Here is a 22,900-nt window from a genome sequence, read left to right as displayed (position 1 = left end):
TTTTTGAAATTTCTTTTATCGCCGTTTTGAGTTGAGAAAACCACTCCATTATGGAGCGATACTTTTGGCATTGCTTCTGTTAGTATGCAATTGATATCATGTTTTTGAACCCATAAAAAATTTAAAACGCTTACATGGAGGGAGGGTTACTATGACCATCACAATAAAAGATTTGGCTCTTGTTGCCGGAGTCAGTTATTCAACGGTGTCAAAAGCATTAAATGACAGTTCACTTGTCAAACCCGAAACTAAAGATCGAATTATAAAGATCGCAAAAGAAATGGGATACGAACCGAATTATGCAGCTCAGCGCCTGGTTTCAAAAGAATCGAAAGTCATCGGCCTTATTTGGCCGACTTTAGAACGTGTAGCGCCATCTGTACTCGTGACAAAAATCAACGAAGAAATATCGAAAAGCTCGTACTCAATGATTCTGTCCGTCAACCCCCTTCAAACCTCTCTTGAAATGTTCAAGCGCTTCCAAGTAGACGGAGTGATTATCTTTAACGAATACCTGAATGATATGCCTGCGACTTCCCCTTTGCCCTGCCTGACTTATGGCGTCAAAAAAGATACCCCTTTCCCGGTAATCGATGTGAATTACCAAGGGGCTATGAATGATGCCGTGACGTATTTATACGAACTTGGCCATCGCGATATCGCCTTTATCGGTGATCTTACAACTGATGACGAGCGGCAAATAGAAAAAGCAGCCGGCTTTAAAAAAGCCATGAAAAATTTTGGGATCTACCAAGAAGACCATATACTCGATACGAAAGGCTTAGGCTGGTACGACGGCTATATGGCGACCGTCCGCCTCATCAATTCTCCGTACCGCCCCACAGCAATCATCAGTGCCAGTTACGATATTAGCGCTGGCCTCATCCGCGCTCTGAGGCAGGAAAACTATATGATTCCAAATGATATTTCCGTACTCAGCTACGACAATATTCCACAGATGGCGAATATGGAAATTCCGCTAACCAGTGTCGGTGCACCAGTAGAAGAAATCGCTCAAGCGATGGTCCAGACATTGACGCGTTACATCAAGGATCCGGATTCCGTTCCCGCTGTCCAAACTTTAACTCCAGTGATCACCGAAAGAAGTTCTTGTGCTGCGATTGGCACGCCAACAGAAAAATAAGCATGACAAAAAAGCGCCTTTTTTATTGTCCGTTTGCGTCAACAAGAAGCTCTATCGATCAATGTCGGTGTGAAACGTTCAACCACCGGTTTGTCCGATATTTTTTCACCTTTGATTTGCTCGAGCAGCAATTCAGCAGCACGATTAGCCATATCCACTTTCGGCTGCTCCACGACCGTAATCGGCGGTGTATAGAAGCTCGCAAAGGTGACTTCATCGACGCCAATGACTGCCACGTCTCCCGGAATCGAGAGATGATGATGTTTGATATATTTCAGCACTTCGGTCAGTACAATGTCGTTGCCAGCCACAATGGCTTCCGGCTTTGGCTCGAGCTGAAACAAACCATGCAGCGTCTCTTGAAGTAACTCAGCATCCGCCGTTTTGACGTATTCCGACTGCAATGGAATGCCGTGCTTTTCCAACGCCCTCTTGTAGCCATCGATGCGTTCAACGCGCGGGCTGATATTGCGGATGACTGAGGTAGTGATCATCGCAATTTTTGTGTAGTTGAGCGATGCGAGCTTATCGACAGCAAGTTCCGCAGCCCGCCGATTATCAAGCATCACCGTGTCGATGTCATACCCCTCCACTTGGCGGTCCATAAAGACAATCGGAAAATTCCTTTTTGTCATTTGTTCATACAAGTCCAAGTTTTCACCAGTCGGAAAAACGATTAACCCATCTACTTGTTTTGCCAGCAGCATTTCAATGTAATTGCGTTCTTTTTCCGGATCATCATCAGCATTGCAGATAATAGTGTGAAAACCTTTCTTGTTGAACTCGGTTTCCAGCGTCCTGATAATGTGCGTGGAAAAAGAATGGAGAATATTGGCGACGATCACTCCGACCGTATACGTGGTCTTTTGCGAAAGACTTCTCGCAACAATGTTCGGGTGATAGTTCAGTTCTTGAATCGCCAGCTCAATGCGCTCCCTGGTTTTCTCGCTCATGTATTCATAACGTTTGTTTAAATACTGCGAAACCGTACTTTTCGACGTGTTTGCATGCTTCGCCACATCGGCCATCGTTACATTTTTCATCATCACTCAAACTCCCGGATAAAACAGATTAGCGTTGTTCAGCCAAGGTAATGCGTTTTGTCTCGTACGCATCCCATAAGCCGAGTAAATACATAATGCCCAGTGCACGGTCATATAAACCATAGCCCGGACGGCACACTTCACCAAAAATATGGCGACCGTGATCAGGGCGCACATAGCCCGTGAAGTTTTGCTCATGCAATTCCTTCACAACCCCTTTGATATCGATCGAGCCATCTTGCGTGTAATGAGAGGTTTCGGTAAAGTCACCATTATCGTAAATTTTCACGTTGCGGATATGCGCAAACGGCGAACGGTGGGCATATTTCTTCGCGATCGCTACCATATCATTCGATTTGCTAGCGCCCATTGAACCGGTACACATCGTAAATGCATTCGATGGCGAATCGGAAATTTCGATGAGTTTTTCGTAGCTTGCTGCACCCGTAATGATGCGTGGCAAGCCAAAGATAGAGAACGGTGGATCGTCCGGATGGATAGCCATTTTGATGCCTGCTTGTTCAGCAACCGGCAAGATCTCTTTCAGAAAAACTTCTAAATTTGCCCATAGCTTCGCCTCGTCGATTTCTTTATAGGCATCGAACAATTCGGTGATGCGATCCAGTTTCTCGGGTTCCCAACCAGGTAAAGTCAAATCCGATGCTTCACTGACGGTGCGGATCAATTCTTTTGGATCCGCATCTTTTACTTTAGCATTCTCAAAGAACAACGCCGTCGAGCCGTCTTCCAGAGGATGGAACATTTCCGTTCGCGTCCAGTCGAAAATCGGCATGAAGTTATAGCAGATCACTTTAACGCCCGCTTCCGCTAGATTGCGGATCGACTCTTTATAGTTTTCAATGTACTGCGAGCTTTCGCTATTGCCAAGCTTAATAGATTCATGGACGTTAACGCTTTCCACAACATCCGCATGGAATCCGTGTGACTCAATATATGCAACTTCTTTCGCAATGTCTTCTTTTGACCAGACTTCTCCAGCCGGTATATCGTGAAGTGCCCAAACGATGCCTTTGACGCCTGGGATTTGTTTGATGTGTTCAAGTGTGACCGTATCATTGCCTTGGCCATACCAGCGAAATGTCATATTCATGAATTTTGCTCCTTTATTGTTCGATTTTTCCTGCGTATTTTCGGCTCAATTCCACGGCAGCAGAATACCCGCCCGCCGCATATGCTTTGTTCAAATCACTACCGATGCCGGCTGCGACGGCTCCTGCGGCTAACCAGTCCTGAATATTATCCAAGTTGATGCCGCCTGTCGGCATGATGCGCACGTGCGGCAGCGGTCCGTTGACGGATTTAATAAATGAAGGCGTGAAGTTATTTGCAGGGAAAAGTTTGATGACCTCGCATCCTGCTTCCAAAGCTTTGACCATCTCGCGGATTGTCATGCAGCCTGGCAAATAAGGAATCCCATAACGGTTACAGACTGGCGCAATGGTTTCGTCGAAATGTGGACTAACGATAAATTTCGCTCCAGACAGAATGGCATGGCGGGCAGTCTCTGCATCCAAAACGGATCCCGCGCCGAGCAAGACGTCTGTTCCGTGCAAGGCGTCAAATGCTTTTTGTACTTGCGGCGTTGTATAAGTTAATTCGATGGCACGGATGCCGCCTTCCACCGCGGCTTTTGAGAGTTCGATCGCTTCTTCCGCACTGTTGCCACGGATGACCGCAACCACTTTCGTATCGGTAATGCTTGCTAAAATTTCATGTTTTAACATGATAGTTTCTCCCCTTTAACGTTCGACTAATTTTTCTTTACGTACCAACGCCAGCACTTCCTGCAAATACGGCAGCCCCTCGTTATCTCCAGACACTGTCGTCACTAAAGCGCCGACGCCATTGGCAAACTCGAGCGCATCTTCCGGGACATATCCGTTAAGCACTGCGTAAATATAACCCGCATCAAAGCCGTCCCCAGCCCCTACTGTGTCCACTACGTTCACATTGAACGCCTCTTTCATATGCCACGTACCTTCTTGATAGACTCTAGAGCCGTTTCCGCCGTCTTTGATGACCAGTTGGCTAATAGCGTATTGTTGTGCGAAGCCTTCCAATGCTTGATCTGTTGCCGTACCATTCAACATTTCAATCTCATCCAAACCTGTCAATAAGATATCGACTGAAGGCAGGATTTGCTGATACGCTGCTTGCGCCTCCTCTAAGGTCCATAACTTCAAACGGATGTTCGGATCGAACGACACACGGATATTTTGCTCACCCGCAATTTTTAATACTTGTTTAACGATCGCCAAGTTTTTCGGGTCGATTGCCAAGAACACGCCCGTCAAATGCACAAGATCCACACCTTCGAACATCTCTTTCGTGATATCTTCCGCTTCCATCGTCAGTATTGGCGATTGATAGCGGTAATAGAAGGTTTTTCCTGAACCGTCTTCACGGATTTCCTTAAAATTCAAAGAGGTCGGATAACCTTCGACAAATTGCACATCGGACATATCGATGCCTTCTCCTCGAGCAAAGTTATAGATGACACGGCCAAATTCATCCCCGCCGAGACGGCTGACCCACTTTGTCCCCATGCCCAGACGTGCGCTGCCGATTGCAAAATTCAACTCTGCACCGCCGACTTTTCGCGTAAATGCTGGCACATAGCGAAGCGGCCCTGTTTCCGATGGGTTAAATGTAATCAATGCATCTCCCAATGTTAAAATCTTATGCGTTTCTGCCATAATCAGTACCTCTCCCAACCTATATTTCATCGTTTAATAAACCGGTTTAGTAAAAGTATAGTTGATGGCGTTTTCAAAATCAACTTCGATTACGTATTATTCTGAAAATGGAATGATGGCTTTTCTGCTATAAAAAAGGCTGCTCACCTTTTCAGATGGGCAGCTCTTATCGTTAATTTCAAAAGGAACTCAATTCTAAAACAAACTTCTCCTCTTTAACGCGGCACATACGCATAAGCCTGATCGTCTTCCGTCACTTCAACCAACACTTCAGAAGGAACCTGCTGCTCTTTAGCCCGGTGCTCATTGATCTTCACAGGCGCCAGTTCTTTCAAGCTCTCCATATTACGATACTTCAATGCTTTCAGGCCGAAGTTGATCTTCACTTGATAATTTTCTTCGATGCTTTTCACTTTCTCTTCGATGCTTTGTATCAATGCATGATTCTCCGCCACGATCTCCGCCAAAGTCTGCGATTTCGCATCGGCTTCTTCGTAATTCCGAATGGTCCGCAGATATGGCTCGTAGCATTCCTGGATAAATTGTACATTGAGCAGCAATAATTCCTGTTTGGCGTTGAAGCGCCCGATGAGTTGCTCGTACTCTTTTTTCACCGGGGCTTCTCCCCATTTGCGCAGCGTTTCGTGCTCTTTCAAGTTCTCGACGCTCGCGACGATTGCTTTCAAGTCTTTCGTCAGCACTTTCAAATCCTGCAGCGTCGCGGTGTAAAAGCCTTCGATTTCCGCGTCTTCCACGCCGCCGAGTGTGATGCCGTTTCGCCGGAAGCGTTCGATGACTTCCTTGAAATAGCCAAAGCGCGCGTCGATCTTCCCGGCGAAATCGTGTTCCCGGTGTTGAATGAGCGTCTCGAGTTTCTTTTCCATGCTCTTCAAGGAACTTTGGATTTCCATTAATTGCTGCTGGCCGACCACCGTCGTCAACAAGTTCATGCTCGCATGGGCCAGGAGCCCAGGGTTCACCCGTTTCACCAACACCGCCTGCTCGTATATCCCTTTCACGCCGTCTTTTTTCACGGCCGGCATATAGCCCTTGCCGTTGACCCGCTCAATCAGCGTCATGCTCTTATCCTTCAAGCCCTTCACCACTTCCGGGCTGAACTCGATGCGAAACGTCCGGCTTTGGTGGAAAATCATCGCTCCGTCTTTCAGCGTCTCAGCAATCACCGGAATCATGTTCGCTGGAATCTCGATCCGCTTATAGCCGCTCTTGACGAGTTCCGCGTCTTCCAGTTCCGTCACGACCGGGTTCAAATGGCTGTCGTCGTCTTTTGGCTCAGGTTCCTCCACTTCGATTTCTTCTTCCACACTTTCATTTGGTGTTTCTTCTATTTGAACAGGCGCGTCTTTATTCTTTTTCAAGTAAACGAAGACGCCCACCAATATCACTGCAATGGCCGCAATCAAGAGATACATATATTCCATTAACTACACCCCATTTCTTTGGTCGTTCATAGTTTACTAAAGAACTATCGATTAATAAAATACTTAAGCCGTATCCAACAAGCGTTGAGCTTGCCAAATACGGCCTTTTTTTGTGCCCTTGTTGCCAAGGGCTTGATTTCGTTTATGCGTTTTCTTCTTTCGTTGACTCCTCCGGAATGATCAGGTTCAATGCGATTGCCATAAAGCAGGCAATCGTGATGCCCGATCCGCCGAACAATAACTTGATGACTTCCGGAAACCCATTCATCGCATCAGGTACTTGGCTTAAGCCGAGCCCAAATACTAAAGACAATCCGATGATGATCTTGGCTCTTTCATTTAATGGCTCTGAAGTCAATATGGAGATGCCGGTTAAGGTAATCTGGGAAAAGATAGTGACCGTGGCCCCGCCAATGACGGCCGGCGGCATGGTGGAAATCAGTGCGCCCATCTTAGGAATCAGCCCGGCCAGGATTAAAAACCCGGCGCCGACAGCTACGACATATCGACTCATTACTTTGGTAAATGCAATCATCCCTACGTTTTGGCTAAATGATGTATTCGGCAGCGAGTTAAAGATCGCTCCCAAAGAGGACGTGAAACCATTCGCGATTACGGAGCCGGAAAGCTCTTTTTCTGTAGGTTCTCTGTCGGCTCCCCCGTTAGTCATGGCGGTAACATCCCCTACGGTCTCAACCGATGTCACGATAAACATGATCATCATAGGGAGGATTGCGCCCCAGTAAAATTCCATCGGAAAATAAAACGGTTGTGGAAGGGAAAACCAACTGGCTTCTCTCATGGCAGTAAATTCGACCATCCCCAGTGGCAGAGCCACTATGTATCCAATAATAATGCCGATTAAAATGGAGGATGTTTTCGCCATTCCCTTCGCATATCTATTCAGGAAGAGCACAATGGCCAATACCAATAAAGCCACCAACCAGTTTTTAGCTGACCCGAAATTTTCAGAACCACTGCCGCCAGCCATCGAGACAATCCCTGTAGGCAACAGGGATAAACCGATCGTCAAAACGACCGTACCGGTGACGATCTTCGGAAAGAATCTCCGTACTTTCCTAATGAAAAACCCTAAAGCTCCTCCAAATAATCCGCCAATCAGGCTGGCACCCAATAATCCGCCTATGCCGTAGGAACTGGCGATAACAAGATTGGTCGGCAGAAACCCAAAGCTCGTCCCCATCACGACCGGGAGCCGTGCCCCGACTAGCCATATTGGGTAACATTGGATAATCGTCGCAATTCCAGCCATGACCATGGCACTTTGAATCAAGATCGTTAAATCAGCTCCTGTGATGCCGACCGCCCCCGCGATGATGATCGGAACGGCCACATTTCCTAAAAACATCGCGAAAATATGCTGCAGTCCTAACGGGATGGCTTCTTTTAACGGCGGTACGCCATCTACATCGTATTTATTGGTATTCCTAGCCTTCGTGTCAGCTCCAACTATTTCCTTCATAAAACGCCTCTTTTCACTTTTATTTAGCTATTATTCAATCCATCGTGTCATCTTCGGTATACAGGACTCTGCACTCCATGCGGACGCTTTCCGCGGACGAAGCGCTGAGACCGAGGAGGCTTGGGCGCGGGCCCGCTGAAAGCGCAGCTGTTTTGCGGAATATCGACAATGAAAGATTATAAGTCAGTCAATATATTTGTATGTCATTCAATCTCCAATATTTTCTTCACTGCATAATCTGCGCCTCGTTCTCTTGAGAAGTTTCGCCAATACCGTAAATTGTCTTTAGAACTCTCTTCTAGCTCAGCCAATGCCTTCGCCAATTCCACTTGGCTGAAATTATTCGGGTCCAGCACTCTTCCTAAATTATTCTTTTCAATATCATACGCGATATTGAACTGATCGCTGGAAAATGGCAGGATGACCATCTTTTTCCCGTGGTACATCGCTTCTGTCAAGGTATTGCATCCCCCGTGAAAGATAACGGTGTCAACATACTGCATCAGCGCGACTTGAGGGATAAAACCTTCGATGATTGTGTTGGGCGAACTGTATTTTTTAAGTTCCTCCGCATGGCTTCCTGCCGAAACGATCAACAGCGCATCCGGATGGCTTTCTCTGGCCGACAAGATGAGTTTTTCCAGTACATCTTTTCGATTCGATAAAAACGTCCCCAAACTGATCATGATTTTCTGTTCGTTTGTCTCTATTTTTTCCATCCATTCTTCATCTAAGGCAACCGCTTCAAATGAATTTCCTATAAACAGCTCTTTTGGGTTTTCATCATGTTTTTCAATATTGTTGAAATCAAAATAATTGTAGATGACCGCAATTTCAGAAACTAAGCTAAACGCATTGCTGATTTTTTTAATCGATTTATTTTCAGTGATAATCGTGTTGAAAACTTCCGTAAACTCTTGTTGTGTTTGGGTGGATACCTGCTTTAACATCTTCAAGTCTTCTTCTTCGACCGTTATCGCCTCAGGCCAGCTTTTGGGTACGTTAAAATACCGTCCGTCTCTTGGAATGGTATTGGGATGAGGCGGACAGAAAGTCACAAAAGGCAGTCCCAGGAAATACAAGCTCAGCGTAACCGAGTACGACAGGATATCCACCACATACAGGTCAACATCCATGGAATCATCGATGGCCTTTATATTGTCGATCAGCTCTTGCGGATTATACAGCATATCCGCTTTTCGATGGCGGGACTGTGTGATCAGTGTTTCCACTGCCCCTTTTTTGGTCGACTCAAAAAATTCTTCTAACCTCATTCTCTCCGCATCCGGTTGTATCGCGTGTTCACCTTTCCCAATATTTTTATTCGAATTTATATCTATTTCATAAAAATTCAAATTCTCCTTCAAGATTTTTTCCTTAAATTCGATGCTGCAGCCAAATGTCACGTCTGCCCCATGGTCTTGAAAGCTTTTGGCCAACACGAGCAAGGGGTTAAAATGCGAATAAAAAGGCGGGCTGATAAAGAATATTTTCTTATATTTCATTTTCATTTTCTCCTTCTAAAGACGAATAAAATGACACAAACTCCTTTGAAATGTTTTGAATCGAAAAGTTTTCATCTATCGTTTTTTGTCCTGCAACTTGAATTTTCTTTACTGCCTCTTTATCGATTTGGGGATCATACAGATGTTTTTCCGTTTCTCTGGCGATCGTCTCCCAATTGCTGGTGTCGATCAAAAATCCATTTTCGCCACTCTTCATGTAACTTTTCACTCCGCCTTTGATCGGCCCCAAAGTTAGGAATCCGATTGACATCGCTTCTAAAATAGCGATACCAAACTCCTCTTTTGCACTCGAGCATAGGTAGATATGGGGGTAGTCAAAGTCTTTTTTAATGATATTCCGTTCGAGCGATCTGATATCCACATTCGACATGGCCCCTTTATGGATGAACCGGTCTTTGAACTCGGGATGCTGTTGCAAGAAATCCTCAAAGAAATCAATCACCATTTTTTCTTCTGCGCTCGGCCGCTCCAAATCTCCGCCGATAATGAGAAGATTATGGGTGTCAGAAAGCTTGGAGTTTGCCCACGCTTTTAACAGCTCCATCTGCCCTTTTAACACAGCCAATCTACCGACGTTTAAGATGACGGGTTTTTCAAAGAAAGCTTTGTTTGTTTCGCTCCATTCTGTAAGCGCAGTTGAATGGGGAGCGATGTCTTTTACATTAATTGCTTGGCCTGTCTGTATACCTTCACCGATCATTTTTATTTTTCTGTTTACATCCTCATCCTTAAATTGAGGGAAATAGACCGCAAGTTCTGTTTTCACGTCTCCATTCCCGATGCCAACGATGCCATCGCTCGTGTGGATTAATTCATCACCTATCTTGATCTTGTTCAGTTTTTCAATCAGCTCATTAAAATTAAATTCCTTTAACTGCCCCGATCCCTCAAACATGTTTCGGTGCGGGTCTGGCGTTAGGGTAAAGACCAGTTTGCTGTTTAAATCCTTGCTCAGATGGGCAACCGCTTTAGATGCGTTGTCTAAAAACCGGATATGGAAGACATCGGGCTTTATGTCAGACCGTTTCAAAAAATGGGCAATCTGCCTTTTGATGAATAACTCTCGTTTAATGAACTTGTCTGATCGAGACTGATCTAAATAGATGGGCAATCTGATAAAGACATGTTTATCGCCATGGAAGCTGATAAAAGGCTTATTGGATTCTTGCGTGATCGTGATCGTAAACACATGAGCGATGCGATCGTCTTTCGATACCTCTTCACCCAAAGATTTTAATAATACGGCTAAGCCTCCATTATTCCCTTTCCCGCTATCTTCAAAATCCCCATAAAACATCGACTGTAAAACGGAAACGCCTTGTTTGTCGAAATTAAAATCTGTCTTGAGAAAGTCTACATAACTATCAAAAAACACTTCATTTTTCTCGTTTCTGATATGCTTCTGCACGAAGGATTGGTCAGCCATTTCCGTTGGACCCAATTTCATTAATAAATTGAGGGCTTGGATTTTTATGCCATCCGGGTAATCGAGCTCCAATAATTCGTATATAAGGTCTTTAAATCCCTGCCGCTCAAAACGGTCCAGATAGTCCAGCAACAGAGAAACGATCTCCCAATCCTGTTTGTAGCGCTCAAGCATAAATGAGATATCCTCATTGCTTAACATGTCGATACCACATTCAATACAGAGATCCAAAACATGATAGAGCTTTTGACTATCGTATTGCTGGTTTACCAATAGCTCTTTGATCTTTGCTTCTAGTAATTGCTTGCTTTCGTCATTAAATAAGCGTAAAACCGCATCTACGATAAATCGGTCTGTCGTTGGGTGCTCTCCCAAAAACGACAATAATTCATCTATTTCCTTTTCACCTAATTGCTTGTCCAGCTCCAGTTGCTTGATTGCTCGAATTTGCTTGACCACTCTGGATTCATCGGAGTTTAGCGCCGTGCTGTTATTTATGTACTCATCCAAAAATTGAAAAGGGTAACTATAATTGCCGTTGTTACCATAAACACGATTTCTAAACTCAACAAACTCATTCATTTTTCATCCTCCGATGCTTTCAGTAGATTATTTTCTTCCTATTCTATACCACAGGTAGTGCTACTATATGCGCATACGCTTGCTCATTCTTTTGAATAAAGCGAAAGGTGCCAATTAATGCCAAAACTCTTGAAGCAATTAGGGGCAAATATACTCCATTCCCTATACATCATTTTTTGTGCTGTATGGCTAATGGAACATGTGAAGATAAAAGACACAATATCCACTCTCTCCTTGAGGCGCTTGCGGAGTGTGGGACAATAAAAAAACACCTGCCGAAGTGATTCAGCAAGTGTAGCAATCCAGTTAGTAAAATGTGTTTTGAGCGAGTCCCTTACTTTTAACCATCCCCATGCTCATTATACTTATTGAAAATATAAAAGCTACGTACTATAATTCTCAAATTCATTGGGTAAAGCACCATCTTTAAGTAACTCTCATAAATATACTAAAGTGAATTCAAAATTTATTTCAATTTACTTTGCAAGTAATATTAGTGCTTTTTAAAGTTTTATAGAATAGTAAAATGATTAAATTACACAATAACTTCGTTTAATAAATCCCTCATATAATCGCTAATTCCTTGGAAATCCAAATTGTTTCTTAAAGCCATTAAGTTTTTCAAGTCTTCATCAGTTAAAACTATGACCACCCCTTTGCCACTATTCAAAATATCTTTGCATTGAGAAATGCTTTTTTTTCTGCAAGTTACAGATCTACAAATTAATAGTCCAAATTCTCCATACCAGTTATTAAATCTTCCTGTTAGTTGATCAAATTCTGGATTCTGAAGACTTTCATTGTAATTCTTACATTCAATCAAGATTTTGGCACATTTAATATCATATTGGTTTTTCAAATCAAAAAAGAAGCCTTCCTTCCCTGCATTGTCGAAAGTTATATCTATCCTTTTTCTTCCAGAATTAATTGGTGTCTCTTTTCTACCTCTTCTCAATTCTTTTTCAAAAATAATTTTCAAATATTCGAATACCGTATTATGGTAATCATGCGCTTGCTCTTTACCTGGTAAAATCATTGAGATATTTTTAATTTCGGGGTCTACACTTAGATTATTATCCATATCTTCTTGTTTTGACTGATTTCCCATTTCTTTTTTCACTTTTCCAGTTAAATTAGAAGTTGGGTTCTCACCATTTTTACCAATTACATTTATTTTTTCTTCGATATCTAGTGTAGTGAGCAGACTTTTTGCAAGTTCGAAAGATAATTTAGGTGGAAATGAAGCGACTATTTGATTCATTTTAGAATGTCTAGAACCAACAAATTCAAAATCCTTAGGAAAAGATTGGATTGCAGCTGCTTCTTCTAATGTCAAAGGTGAAAAACCAACCTTTTCATTTCCAATAACATATCTTGAAGTCCCTAAAAGCGGAGGAGAAATGGATTCCAATATAACTTTTTTATATCTGTTTTTTGGTCCTTGCGAAGGCGGATTCAGCAATGACGATTTATAATCTTTATCATCGAATCTGTAATCCCATACAACATCTTTGACAAGAACATTTTCCATTTTTCGACCTGGAAAAGTGTATTCTTTTCCTATGTCATTCCTGATTCCTACAATGATCAACTTTTCTTTATTTTGTGCAATTCCAAAGTCTTTAGTATTTATAACTTCGTGAGTAATTTGATAGTTGCTTTCTGAAAACACTTTTAGTAATTCTTGAAAAAAAGAACCCTTTTTAAAATTCACTAGTCCTTTAAAGCTTTCTAAAACAAACGCACGTGGTTTTTTTATCTTTAATAATTTTAATACAGAATTAATACCTGAGAAATCTTGAACTTCATTTAGTCTTGTTGTAAATGGTGGTACAGGGAATTTCCCTATAACAACATCCGCATAAGGAATATCCCTATAATCTATGTCGATTAAATCCTTATTCAAAAACTTTGTATTTGAGAATTTTTCATAAGTGTCAGAGTAAGCTTTATTTATTTCTATACCTAACAAAATTTCATACCCAGCTTGTTTAAATCCATAATCCATTCCACCTGCTCCACAATAAAGGGAAATTGCAGTTGGGTTTTGCTTTTCGCCTTGCATAGTTATCCTCTCTCTTCCAATTTTAAATATTAACTCCTACTTTTTAGCAGACTAAATAATTTTTTATGACGCCATAGAAAAAAACAAAAAGTTTCTGAAAAACCGAAAAATTATAAGTGGAACTTTGAAAAGTAAACTATCAATCATTAACTCTTGCCACAGGAGACATTTTTTGTAGAGCATCGCATATATGGCAATAAGGATGGAGGAACGGTCTACCTATGATGTATCTTGCAATCGAATTTTTTAGAGAAATTGATTCAATTCTGAGAACTTCAGTTATTCAGCCAAGTTGCCAATCACTTATGAACAGCGGTGATCTCTTCCATCAATCCAACCCAGTTGTCTCTCGTGAAATCATACAACTCCAGCTCCGTTTTTCTCAACACCATATGGACGCTGTCGAATTTCTCGTCCGACCGGAAGCGCCACCAACTTTTCGCAGTCGAGGTCTTGGTACCCGGTTCGTAGTATGTCAAGGTGATGTCCGGATCGACGATGTCCTCCACCCGGTCGATATCCAATAGGTTATGCGGGAAATCGATATACAGGCCGAGAGCCGCTTTATGGGGCGTGATGGATCCGATTTTATATTCCGAGTGCGCGTCCCGCTTCTCAATCGTGTCACTCCAAGGAACCGGCTTATCGCTCAAGATCAATATCCGCCCGTCCTCACTCGTTTCCACGCGGCAATTCGGCAAGCTATTAAAGACATCAGTCATCTCGTTCATTTTCTGTTCGACCATTTTGTTCATTAGGCTGTCTCATTCCTTTCAATTCATCTATCGTTTATGAATGTTGCACTTCCGATTAGACAAGGCAACTCCGTTGTTGCTGTTGTTGCTGCTGTTTCACTCTCTGTTATTCTATCACGCAGTTCTGCTAGCTCTGTAGTTAAAGTTTATTTCTAGCCTTCCCATAAAATGGACCTCTTTTAGGGATTTTGAAAATTGGTTAAAGGGTATGTTCATAGAAAGAATCAAACGGTTTTGTTTAAAATACATACAATCGGAAGGACGTGATGACCCGGTGGCTTATTTATTGTTATTGGTCGGCTTCGCCCTGTTGATCAAAGGCGCCGATTTCTTTGTAGAAGGAGCTTCAAAAATAGCGCAAAGCTTGAGGGTTTCGCCGTTATTGATCGGCTTGACGGTTGTCGCTTTCGGTACCAGCGCACCGGAAGCTTCCGTCAGTTTTATTGCCGCCTTCGAAGGGAGCAGTGAAGTCGCGATCGGGAACGTCGTCGGCAGCAATATCTTCAATATCACGTTCATCTTAGGGGCTACTGCGCTCGTTTTCCCGTTGCTCGTCCAAAGCGACACCATTCGTAAAGAGATTCCGTTCGCCTTGCTCAGTGCCGTGGCGTTGCTCGTCTTGATCAGCGACCAGCAGCTCCAATCTTTGGACAGCAACTTCATCACCAGAACAGAAGGCATCGTGCTGTTGTTGTTCTTTGCCATCTTTCTCTATTATATCTTCGAAGTGGCACGGAAAGACCGCCGGAATAACGAGGAGACTCACGCTGACGCCGCGAACAAACACTGGGTAAAGAATTCGCTGTTAACCGTCGGCGGGCTTGCCGGCATCATCTTCGGCGGGAGCCTCGTCGTCGATAACAGCGTCCAGATCGCCCTTTCACTTGGAATGAGTGAAACCCTGGTCGGCTTGACGATTGTAGCGGTCGGCACGTCCCTTCCCGAACTGGTCACTTCGATAACGGCCGCTTTGAAAAAACAAGTCGACATCGCGTTAGGCAATATTATCGGCAGCAATATCTTCAACATCTTCTTTGTGTTGGGCACTTCAGCCGTGATTCACCCGTTAACCGTAGACTCGAAAATCTTCACGGACATCTTTCTGATGATCGTCGTGACCATTCTTTTGATGATTCTCTCAAGAACCAAGTACACGGTTTCGAGGATTGAAGGTGGGCTCTTGGCCGCCATCTACATCGTTTATTTAATTTTTATCATCTTGCGGAATTAACCGCGTTAACTAAACAGGAGCAGCGCCTAAAAACTAGGTGCTGCTCCTGTTTGGTTGGCTCGCTCAATATACGTTACGGTTCCATCTCCAACAGTTCGATCAAGCGAATCACGTCTTCGTCTTCCCCCGCATTAATGGCCACCAATTCCGTATTGTCAATCAAATTGTTATAGAACGCCTCGCCTGCCGGGTATTCTCCATCCCAGCGAAGCGGGACGTTGTAGACATTCACCGTGCCGTCGCCATTGCCGCTATAAGTGACGACGCCATCGACCAAGCGCGATCCGGCTAGCTGAATAACATCTTCCGGATAGGTGGCACTGGTTTCGTCGTCCGGGTTAAGCGGTGTTCCAGCCGGGATCTGTTTGACGTATAAGCCATCGATGTCCTGGTTAGGCCCTAGCTGCAGCCACACCCTAGCATATTCGATTTGTTCACTTGAATACGAAGACAAGGCATTTTCTTCCGATTCGGCAACAGTTTCTTCGGAGCCTGCAGTTTGATCCTCTTCAGCCTCTTGCCCAGTGCTGGCAGTGCTTTCTTCTGTTTCACTGCCAGTGTCCTGAGCTTGATCACTCGCTGGATTTTCTTCCGGACTTTCGTTTGCATCGTCCCCGCACCCAGCGAGCAATACAATTGCACTGCCTGCAAAAATGATCTTGCTGAAAACCTTCATTTCATCCACGCTCCTTCTGTTTGTTCCTTCTGTTTGTCCCTGTGCACCACACAATTTATACACAATTTATAAAGCTGCATAAAAAGAAAAATCGGCATTAAACGTATAATGTTAACAGCCATATTCGTGTATATGCTATAAATTGTAGCGTATTGTCAGAATCGTTTCGAATTGTTTCGTGCACAGGGACATTTTCTCACCCGATTATCAAAAGCATCATTAGGGTACATGTAAGTAGAATCTATCAGAACTAGGAGCTGAGCTTGTGGAATTCAATACAATGACAGGAAAAACGGCTATTATCACAGGGGCCAATAGCGGACTCGGACTGGAAACAGCTAAAACCTTCGTCCGCTTAGGCGCACGGGTCATCTTGGCGGTCCGTGATCTCGACAAAGGGAAAGCAGCTGAACAAGAAATTAGAGAAGAATCTCCCAAGGCACCTATTGAGGTCATGCAACTCGACTTGTCCGATTTGGCTAGCGTACGGAATTTTGCAGAAACCTTCATCAGCCGCTTCGAGTCCCTCGATTTGCTGGTCAATAACGCCGGCGTGATGACGCCGCCTTATGCGAAGACGAAAGACGGCTTTGAGCTGCAGTTCGGCAGCAACCATCTTGGGCATTTCGCCTTGACGGGCCTGCTCCTGCCGTTGCTTCTCAACACCGAGAATTCGCGGGTGGTGACACTCAGCAGTCTGGCACACCGCAATTCCACCATTGACTTTGATAACCTGGACGGCTCAAAGGGCTATAAAGCGATGAAGTTTTACGGCCAAAGCAAATTGGCAAATTTAATGTTTGCCACTGAACTCGATAAGCGACTCAAGCAACATGGCTTATCGACACTGAGCCTCGCTTGCCATCCCGGGATTTCTTCGACCAATCTGTTTAAAATCGGTGGGCGCGAAATGCCGCGCATTTTCAAAGGGCTCATGAACCGCTATTTGCAGCCTGCCGCAATGGGGGCACTTCCAACCGTTTATGCCGCTACGGCATCTGGCATCACAGGCGGCGAATACATCGGGCCGGATGGCAAAGGCCAACGGAGAGGCTACCCGACTTTAGAAAAACCGGATCCGGCAGTGAATGATGAAGCCACCCGCCAGAAACTGTGGGACGTATCAGAACACCTGACCGGCGTCACGTTTGATTTCAATCAATGACATCTTTGAAATGAACCTATTCAAGACCATAAAATGAAGCGTATGCGGTCTCCTTCCGAGGGAAACCGCATACGCTTTTCTGGCATTTCGTTTATTGCACGCGCCGATGCTTGAAACCCTTCAATTAAGGATATAGTAGCTATACAAGGTTTTTTGTTCGGTATCACGTGCTTTCAATTTTTCTTATACCTGATTATTCAGCTTCACACGATACTTGAAACAAAATCCATCAACAGGCGTGATACTCATTAGGAGGTCTATATCATGAACCCACAAATCTTAATCGTCGGAGCGGGCCCCACCGGCTTGGCTCTGGCCTATAGCCTGGCGCGTCAAGGCGTGCCGTTTCGCATCATCGACCGTAACTCTGGAACCGGCACCGCCTCACGTGCGCTTGCAGTACATGCGCGCATATTGGAGCATTACGAGCAATTCGGCCTCGCCGACCGCAACATCAAGCGCGGGCATCCGATTTTATCGCTCGATGTCAGCGACGGCAAAAAAGTACGAGCCCAAGTAAAATTCCATGAGCTCGGCAAAGGGCAGAGCCCGTTTCCGTTTATCCTGAGTTTGCCGCAAGACGATCACGAAGAAATATTAGTCGATGAATTAGGCAAGATCGGCGTCGAAGTGGAATGGAACACCGAGTTGATTTCGTTTGAAGACACAGGAAATGGCGTGAACGCCGTCATGCAACAACTTGGAGAGCCTGTCGAAATGGCCGAATTCGCCTATTTATGCGGATGCGACGGCGCCGGCAGCATGGTCCGAAAAGGACTCGATCTCGACTTCCCCGGCGGCACGTACAAGCAATTGTTCTTTGTTGCCGATATCGAAACCGCTAAGCCGGTCGACGACATGGAAAAGATGGATATGTACATGGACAATGACGGCTTCATGCTCTATATGAATGTCCGAAACGCCCATACGAAACGCATACTCGGCATCGTGCCAGAAGAATTCAACGAACGCACCGATGTCGAGTACAGCGAAATCACCAATTACGTTGAAAATAAAATCGATGTGAAGGCGTCCAAGGTCAATTGGTTTTCAACCTACCGCGTCCACAACCGCGTCAGCGAAAAATTCACCAAAGGGCGTATCTTCATCCTGGGCGACGCCGGCCACTTGCACAGCCCGACCGGCGGGCAAGGCATGAACACCGGTATCGGGGACGCCATCAATCTCGGTTGGAAACTAGCAGCCGTCGTTCAAGGGAAAGCCGCTCCTATGATACTCAGCACATACGAACAAGAACGCATCGCCTTTGCGCGGCGGCTGATCGCGACGACCGACAAAGCATTCCAGACAATCGTCAATCAAAAACTGCCGGGGACTTTGCTTCGGGAGTATGCCGTCCCTTACGTCTTGCCGTCCGTATTCCAATTTTCGTTCGCCTCAAAAAATGCGTTCAAGATTTTGTCCCAAATCCACATTAATTACCGCAACAGTCTCTTAAGTAAAGGTAAAGCCGGCAAAATCTTCGCCGGCATGCGCTTGCCGTGGATTGAAACCGCAAACGGCGATAACTTCGCGCCGCTGCGCTCTGTTGATTGGCAAATCCATATTTACGGCAAAGCGACTCCTGAACTCATCGATTTCGCCCGCTCGCAGTCGCTTGAACTCCATGAGTTTCCTTGGGAAGCTAAAATGAAAGACGCAGGATTCAAGCAAGACGCACTGTACCTGATCCGGCCGGATGGCCACGTGGCGCTTGCGACTGACAAGCAATGGCTGCGTGTGTTGAAGATGTATTTGGAGTCTTTTGGTATTGTCGCTTTTGGAGCAAAATAAGATTGAAACAGCAATGAAAATACACAAAATAAGCCGCACCCATTAACCATCAAGGTTTCTGGATACGGCTTATTTTGCATACAATTGCAGTCCATGCACTGAATCGATTTTGACACAGGGCGATGATTTATGTGAATCAAGCATTTAGTTTGAAGCGCTTTGCCTTGCCATACATGCTTTTTCTGGCTGATATGTCCTTCAATTCGGCAATAATGACCTTCGGGCTGGAAGGGCCCAGTATGGTCGATATATAACTAACTTTAAATGTATAAGTAGCTTTTAACCGGAAGTTTCGATATTCGGGCGACCCTTCCGTAGTCGTCCAGTAAAAAACATTGCCGTCTGTATCTATTAAAGAGACTACCCGATGTTCGTCGTTTGTAAAGCATGACAAAAACTCAAGATCCCTCGTATATTCCATACCTTTTTCAAATCCGTTCACTTCTTTGATCGCTAGCACCATCGAAATCCACCTCATCCCATAGTGATATGCTTTTAATATACCGGAACAAACGTTTGATTACTAGTAAAAAGCTCAAAAAAATAGAATATTTAGTTAAAAAATGATAAAAGAATAAATGAAACTAGTTCGCACCCTTTATACCATATTAAACAAGCTCTTGCGCAAGCCATTTGAAAAGCGCATACTTAAGAGTCGAAAAAATGATTAGGAGTACGATACATATGGAAAACCAGGCAACAACACTCAAACAGATCACCCCTCAATACGATCCATGGGAAGCGTATATGGATATCGAAGACCATGGGAAACTGACATTATCCAGCATCGAATTCACCACGACTTATTTATGCAATATGCGCTGTGAACATTGTGCGGTCGGCTATATGCTCGAGCACAAGGATCCGGATGCGCTGCCGATCGAGCTGCTCTTTTCGCGCCTCGATGAAATCCCTCATTTGCGGACCATCAGCTTGACGGGCGGAGAGCCGATGTTTTCGAAAAAATCGGTCGCCAATTATGTCTTGCCCCTCCTGAAATACGCCCATGCACGCGGCATCCGCACACAGATGAATTCAAACCTGACGATGCCGCTGGACCGCTATATGGAAATCGCCCCTTATTTGGATGTCCTGCACATTTCCCATAACTGGGGCACGATCGATGATTTTGTCGATGGCGGATTTGCCAATATGGAACGCAAGCCTTCCCGTGAGCGCCGGGCTGAACAGTTCCAGCGCATGATCGACAACAGCCGCGCACTCGCAGAAGCGGGCGTCATGGTCTCGGCGGAAACGATGCTGAACAAGCGGACCTTGCCTCATCTGAAAAACATACATAAGCAAATCATTGAAGAAATGAAATGCGCACGCCACGAAGTGCATCCGATGTACCCAAGCGATTTCGCCAGCCAATTGGAAGTGCTGTCGCTCGATGAAACGAGAACAGCGATCCACGAATTACTGGATGTCCGCGATGAGAATGTCTGGATGCTCTTTGGTACCTTGCCGTTTTACCCGTGCAGCCAAAACGACGAAGACATTGAACTCCTGAACCGCATCCACTCAAGCAAAAACGTCACCGTCCGCAATGACCCAGACGGACGCTCACGGCTCAATGTGAATATCTTCACCGGTGAAGTCATCGTCACCGATTTCGGCGACACACCCGCGATGGGCAATATCCAGCACGATTCGCTGCCGGCAATGCTTGACCGCTGGCTGGAGCGGCCATTAGCCAAAACGATCGCCTGCCATTGCCCAGCCGCCAAATGCCTCGGACCGAATTTATTGGTGAAAGATGCCTACTACCCCGACATCGATTTCACCGTCCAAAAATCGAGAATTACTGTTTAAATGAAAAGCCCGATCCGGTGTGGAAACTTTGCGCTGGATCGGGTTTTTGCGTTTCAAGAAATGCATTTAAGGTGTTTTCTTAAATCCATATCAATTACTGTAGCAGGCCCTTGCCGTGGAACGAAACCGCAAATGGCGATAATTTCGTGCCGCTACGCTCCGTCGATTGGCAAATCCTTATCTACGGCAAAGCAAACCCAAAACTCATCGACTTTGCCTGTTTGCATTCACTTGAGCTCCATGGGTTTCCTTGGAAAGCTAAAATGAGGAATGTAGGATTTAAGCAAGATGAGCTATACCTGATTCGGCCGGATGGCCATGTGGCGCTTGCGACTGAAAAGTAATGGCTGCGTATGTTGAAAATGTATTTGGAGGCTTTTGAGATTGTGGCTTTTGGAGCAGACTAGGATAGTAATAGGAAAGAAGGCTAGGGTAATTCACATACTTCTCAGGGAACAGCACAACACCTGTTGTTTGACTCGTATGCGAACTCAGCAGTTTCCACATCGGTCCTTTCTTGAACTCAATTCTCACAAAGTCTTATCATTAAGCATGTGTACCAGATACGGTTTTATAGAAGTCATGATAATAGCATTTATTTTCTTTGACTGGCTGGCAGTCGGCTGGCTTCTCATATTAAACATTTTCAGCATAAAATTGTAATCCTTTTCCCCATTAAAATTGTTATATTGACTAGGTTTGAAAACCCCTTGATTAAAAAAGTATTCTAATAGTTTTCTCGAAAAATAATCAGAACTTAATTGGATATATTTATTTGTTTTAATAGCATGAAATAACTTAAACAACTTTTCATTAATTAAAGTAATTTCATTTAAATCTTCACGATTAAACTTCTTAATACAAGAACTTCCAATAGGGAAAAGTGTATTTTGATTATATGAATTTCTGATTGTAAATAAATATCTAATATTTTCTTTCCCACATATACAAGTAGATTTATTATCTTTATCTTCAATTACATCATCGATTTCCCATTCTAGTACAGCGCTGTCCCACGATTTCTTTGAAGATTTTTCAATGACGGTTTCAAGTAAATTCCTTCCATAAATTGAACTCATATTGTCCCCCTCTTAATTACGATTTCTATAAATCGATAATAAATAAAAAGATTGAAAATTGCCCTTCCTTACACCAACGAGAGTGTTCTATTTTTAACACTTTACACCAATTTCAAAAAGACTTTATATATACCAAAAGCTCATCCAATATTTCTTCTTTTCTATATTTTTTCATCTCGCGATCATACTCTTTAAAGGTAGTGGCTTGTTTTGATAAATCCATTACATCTCTATATTCTACGCGAATAAAATAGCTGGCAGTAACAATATCATTCCTAAGGCTCTTATGATGTAATTGCTTTGCAACCTCAATCCAACGTGCACTCTCGTCTATTCGTCTTTGTTTTCGCTGTTCTTGCCACTGTTGTATTTGTTCTTCCCTTTTCTTCTTTTCCTCAAAATAATCCTCTAAACTGTTAAAATAACTCTCTACTAATACTCTCTGCATTTCTTTTACCAATTCAAATGCTTGTTGAGGCTTCAGAAACGACTTCAAATAACACCGTTTCATCCAGTCCGGATTGGGTTTTCTTTCATCAAGGTACCATTCTTCCATTAGCCTTTTTAAAAACACTTCATATCCCGGATAGCCATATTCAAAAGAAGTTTCCTTTGTTATCAATACGTGCAAAATCGTATGCTCGGCTAAGTCACAATGTACCAACCTGTTTTTTCTTTGAGACTCAAAGGGGATACTATAATCTTTTACAAAATCTTGATCAGATATCTTTAACCACTTGATTTCATCTATATGATGGCAATATAGACCTTCAGTTGTTCTCGAGAATTTACCTTTTGTAATGTTCTTTATTTCTCCGTTCATAAACCTCTGGTATGAAGCTTCCCTGAAATAATCATCTTGTGCAGAACCGTATTTTTGAAGCAACCATTCTATTGCGTCTTCATAACTTTTGGATAATAAGACCAAGTATTCTTTATAACTGTCCATTGATATTA

At 43.9% G+C, this 22,900-nt stretch carries 19 protein-coding genes; 5 read left to right on the top strand and 14 right to left on the bottom strand.

Annotated features, from left to right (window positions below; translation table 11 throughout):
- The first annotated feature begins 151 nt into the window (after window positions 1-151).
- Window positions 152-1,144 carry a LacI family DNA-binding transcriptional regulator gene (locus tag ON064_RS00220; protein ID WP_274623103.1) on the top strand — a complete coding sequence of 331 codons (993 nt, stop codon included), beginning with the start codon at window positions 152-154 and terminating at the stop codon, window positions 1,142-1,144.
- A 38-nt stretch (window positions 1,145-1,182) separates the two neighbouring features.
- Here the strand turns inward: ON064_RS00220 and ON064_RS00215 are convergent, their stop codons facing one another.
- The 10 genes from ON064_RS00215 to ON064_RS00170 all read right to left on the bottom strand — a co-directional run bounded on the left by ON064_RS00215 (window position 1,183) and on the right by ON064_RS00170 (window position 14,183).
- Window positions 1,183-2,187 (bottom strand): LacI family DNA-binding transcriptional regulator, encoded by a 1,005-nt coding sequence (locus ON064_RS00215; RefSeq protein ID WP_274623136.1) that lies wholly within the window; start codon window positions 2,185-2,187, stop codon window positions 1,183-1,185.
- A 28-nt stretch (window positions 2,188-2,215) separates the two neighbouring features.
- Complete coding sequence (uxuA, locus tag ON064_RS00210; protein WP_274623102.1) at window positions 2,216-3,298, bottom strand: mannonate dehydratase; 1,083 nt, start codon at window positions 3,296-3,298, stop codon at window positions 2,216-2,218.
- Window positions 3,299-3,311: 13 nt separating this feature from the next.
- Window positions 3,312-3,932 (bottom strand): bifunctional 2-keto-4-hydroxyglutarate aldolase/2-keto-3-deoxy-6-phosphogluconate aldolase, encoded by a 621-nt coding sequence (locus ON064_RS00205; RefSeq protein ID WP_274623101.1) that lies wholly within the window; start codon window positions 3,930-3,932, stop codon window positions 3,312-3,314.
- Window positions 3,933-3,947: 15 nt separating this feature from the next.
- Window positions 3,948-4,904 carry a sugar kinase gene (locus tag ON064_RS00200; RefSeq protein ID WP_274623100.1) on the bottom strand — a complete coding sequence of 319 codons (957 nt, stop codon included), beginning with the start codon at window positions 4,902-4,904 and terminating at the stop codon, window positions 3,948-3,950.
- 215 nt (window positions 4,905-5,119) lie between these two features.
- A complete protein-coding gene (locus ON064_RS00195) occupies window positions 5,120-6,346 on the bottom strand; it encodes a DUF1572 domain-containing protein (protein ID WP_274623099.1) in 1,227 nt (408 codons plus the stop codon).
- 142 nt (window positions 6,347-6,488) lie between these two features.
- On the bottom strand, window positions 6,489-7,829 hold the full coding sequence (locus ON064_RS00190; protein ID WP_274623098.1) for a uracil-xanthine permease family protein: 1,341 nt from the start codon (window positions 7,827-7,829) through the stop codon (window positions 6,489-6,491).
- A gap of 203 nt (window positions 7,830-8,032) precedes the next feature.
- Window positions 8,033-9,196: a glycosyltransferase gene (locus tag ON064_RS00185; RefSeq protein WP_274623097.1), complete on the bottom strand. Its 1,164-nt coding sequence runs from the start codon at window positions 9,194-9,196 to the stop codon at window positions 8,033-8,035.
- A 127-nt stretch (window positions 9,197-9,323) separates the two neighbouring features.
- Window positions 9,324-11,363, bottom strand: a complete 2,040-nt coding sequence (locus tag ON064_RS00180) for a glycosyltransferase family 4 protein (RefSeq protein WP_274623096.1) — start codon at window positions 11,361-11,363, stop codon at window positions 9,324-9,326.
- Between the two features lie 535 nt (window positions 11,364-11,898).
- Complete coding sequence (locus ON064_RS00175) at window positions 11,899-13,428, bottom strand: DNA cytosine methyltransferase (RefSeq protein ID WP_274623095.1); 1,530 nt, start codon at window positions 13,426-13,428, stop codon at window positions 11,899-11,901.
- A gap of 299 nt (window positions 13,429-13,727) precedes the next feature.
- Complete coding sequence (locus tag ON064_RS00170; RefSeq protein WP_274623094.1) at window positions 13,728-14,183, bottom strand: hypothetical protein; 456 nt, start codon at window positions 14,181-14,183, stop codon at window positions 13,728-13,730.
- Window positions 14,184-14,457: 274 nt separating this feature from the next.
- Here ON064_RS00170 and ON064_RS00165 point away from each other — a divergent pair, with 274 nt between their 5' ends.
- The gene (locus ON064_RS00165) at window positions 14,458-15,414 is read left to right on the top strand and encodes a calcium/sodium antiporter (protein WP_274623093.1); all 957 of its coding nucleotides are present in this window, start codon (window positions 14,458-14,460) and stop codon (window positions 15,412-15,414) included.
- A 73-nt stretch (window positions 15,415-15,487) separates the two neighbouring features.
- Here ON064_RS00165 and ON064_RS00160 read toward each other — a convergent pair whose 3' ends face one another.
- On the bottom strand, window positions 15,488-16,090 hold the full coding sequence (locus tag ON064_RS00160; RefSeq protein ID WP_274623092.1) for a hypothetical protein: 603 nt from the start codon (window positions 16,088-16,090) through the stop codon (window positions 15,488-15,490).
- Between the two features lie 280 nt (window positions 16,091-16,370).
- Here ON064_RS00160 and ON064_RS00155 point away from each other — a divergent pair, with 280 nt between their 5' ends.
- Both ON064_RS00155 and ON064_RS00150 read left to right on the top strand, forming a co-directional pair.
- Window positions 16,371-17,255 (top strand): oxidoreductase, encoded by an 885-nt coding sequence (locus ON064_RS00155; protein ID WP_274623135.1) that lies wholly within the window; start codon window positions 16,371-16,373, stop codon window positions 17,253-17,255.
- 264 nt (window positions 17,256-17,519) lie between these two features.
- A complete protein-coding gene (locus tag ON064_RS00150; RefSeq protein WP_274623091.1) occupies window positions 17,520-19,049 on the top strand; it encodes an FAD-dependent monooxygenase in 1,530 nt (509 codons plus the stop codon).
- Between the two features lie 136 nt (window positions 19,050-19,185).
- Here the strand turns inward: ON064_RS00150 and ON064_RS00145 are convergent, their stop codons facing one another.
- Window positions 19,186-19,512, bottom strand: a complete 327-nt coding sequence (locus ON064_RS00145) for a hypothetical protein (protein ID WP_274623090.1) — start codon at window positions 19,510-19,512, stop codon at window positions 19,186-19,188.
- Window positions 19,513-19,733: 221 nt separating this feature from the next.
- Here ON064_RS00145 and yfkAB point away from each other — a divergent pair, with 221 nt between their 5' ends.
- Window positions 19,734-20,864: a radical SAM/CxCxxxxC motif protein YfkAB gene (gene yfkAB, locus ON064_RS00140; RefSeq protein WP_274623089.1), complete on the top strand. Its 1,131-nt coding sequence runs from the start codon at window positions 19,734-19,736 to the stop codon at window positions 20,862-20,864.
- A 530-nt stretch (window positions 20,865-21,394) separates the two neighbouring features.
- Here the strand turns inward: yfkAB and ON064_RS00135 are convergent.
- Both ON064_RS00135 and ON064_RS00130 read right to left on the bottom strand, forming a co-directional pair.
- Entirely contained in the window at window positions 21,395-21,943 is a 549-nt protein-coding gene (locus tag ON064_RS00135) for a hypothetical protein (RefSeq protein ID WP_274623088.1), read from the bottom strand.
- A 112-nt stretch (window positions 21,944-22,055) separates the two neighbouring features.
- A complete protein-coding gene (locus tag ON064_RS00130) occupies window positions 22,056-22,892 on the bottom strand; it encodes an SAV1803-related protein (protein WP_274623087.1) in 837 nt (278 codons plus the stop codon).
- Window positions 22,893-22,900: the final 8 nt, after the last annotated feature.

Origin of the sequence: Planococcus sp. A6 (genome assembly GCF_028823615.1) — a bacterium.
Lineage (GTDB): Bacteria > Bacillota > Bacilli > Bacillales_A > Planococcaceae > Planococcus.
The sequence above is the reverse complement of the archived record's forward strand: the minus strand, read 5'-3'. Positions and strand labels throughout refer to the sequence as shown.

What these genes read in the sequence shown, in the direction of transcription:
- ON064_RS00220 (WP_274623103.1), top strand. Translation starts at nt 152, where the DNA reads ATGACCATCACAATAAAAGATTTGGCTCTTGTTGCCGGAGTCAGTTAT.
- ON064_RS00215 (WP_274623136.1), bottom strand. Translation starts at nt 2,187, where the DNA reads ATGAAAAATGTAACGATGGCCGATGTGGCGAAGCATGCAAACACGTCG.
- uxuA (WP_274623102.1), bottom strand. Translation starts at nt 3,298, where the DNA reads ATGAATATGACATTTCGCTGGTATGGCCAAGGCAATGATACGGTCACA.
- ON064_RS00205 (WP_274623101.1), bottom strand. Translation starts at nt 3,932, where the DNA reads ATGTTAAAACATGAAATTTTAGCAAGCATTACCGATACGAAAGTGGTT.
- ON064_RS00200 (WP_274623100.1), bottom strand. Translation starts at nt 4,904, where the DNA reads ATGGCAGAAACGCATAAGATTTTAACATTGGGAGATGCATTGATTACA.
- ON064_RS00195 (WP_274623099.1), bottom strand. Translation starts at nt 6,346, where the DNA reads ATGGAATATATGTATCTCTTGATTGCGGCCATTGCAGTGATATTGGTG.
- ON064_RS00190 (WP_274623098.1), bottom strand. Translation starts at nt 7,829, where the DNA reads ATGAAGGAAATAGTTGGAGCTGACACGAAGGCTAGGAATACCAATAAA.
- ON064_RS00180 (WP_274623096.1), bottom strand. Translation starts at nt 11,363, where the DNA reads ATGAATGAGTTTGTTGAGTTTAGAAATCGTGTTTATGGTAACAACGGC.
- ON064_RS00175 (WP_274623095.1), bottom strand. Translation starts at nt 13,428, where the DNA reads ATGCAAGGCGAAAAGCAAAACCCAACTGCAATTTCCCTTTATTGTGGA.
- ON064_RS00170 (WP_274623094.1), bottom strand. Translation starts at nt 14,183, where the DNA reads ATGAACAAAATGGTCGAACAGAAAATGAACGAGATGACTGATGTCTTT.
- ON064_RS00160 (WP_274623092.1), bottom strand. Translation starts at nt 16,090, where the DNA reads ATGAAGGTTTTCAGCAAGATCATTTTTGCAGGCAGTGCAATTGTATTG.
- ON064_RS00155 (WP_274623135.1), top strand. Translation starts at nt 16,371, where the DNA reads ATGACAGGAAAAACGGCTATTATCACAGGGGCCAATAGCGGACTCGGA.
- ON064_RS00150 (WP_274623091.1), top strand. Translation starts at nt 17,520, where the DNA reads ATGAACCCACAAATCTTAATCGTCGGAGCGGGCCCCACCGGCTTGGCT.
- ON064_RS00145 (WP_274623090.1), bottom strand. Translation starts at nt 19,512, where the DNA reads ATGGTGCTAGCGATCAAAGAAGTGAACGGATTTGAAAAAGGTATGGAA.
- yfkAB (WP_274623089.1), top strand. Translation starts at nt 19,734, where the DNA reads ATGGAAAACCAGGCAACAACACTCAAACAGATCACCCCTCAATACGAT.
- ON064_RS00135 (WP_274623088.1), bottom strand. Translation starts at nt 21,943, where the DNA reads ATGAGTTCAATTTATGGAAGGAATTTACTTGAAACCGTCATTGAAAAA.
- ON064_RS00130 (WP_274623087.1), bottom strand. Translation starts at nt 22,892, where the DNA reads ATGGACAGTTATAAAGAATACTTGGTCTTATTATCCAAAAGTTATGAA.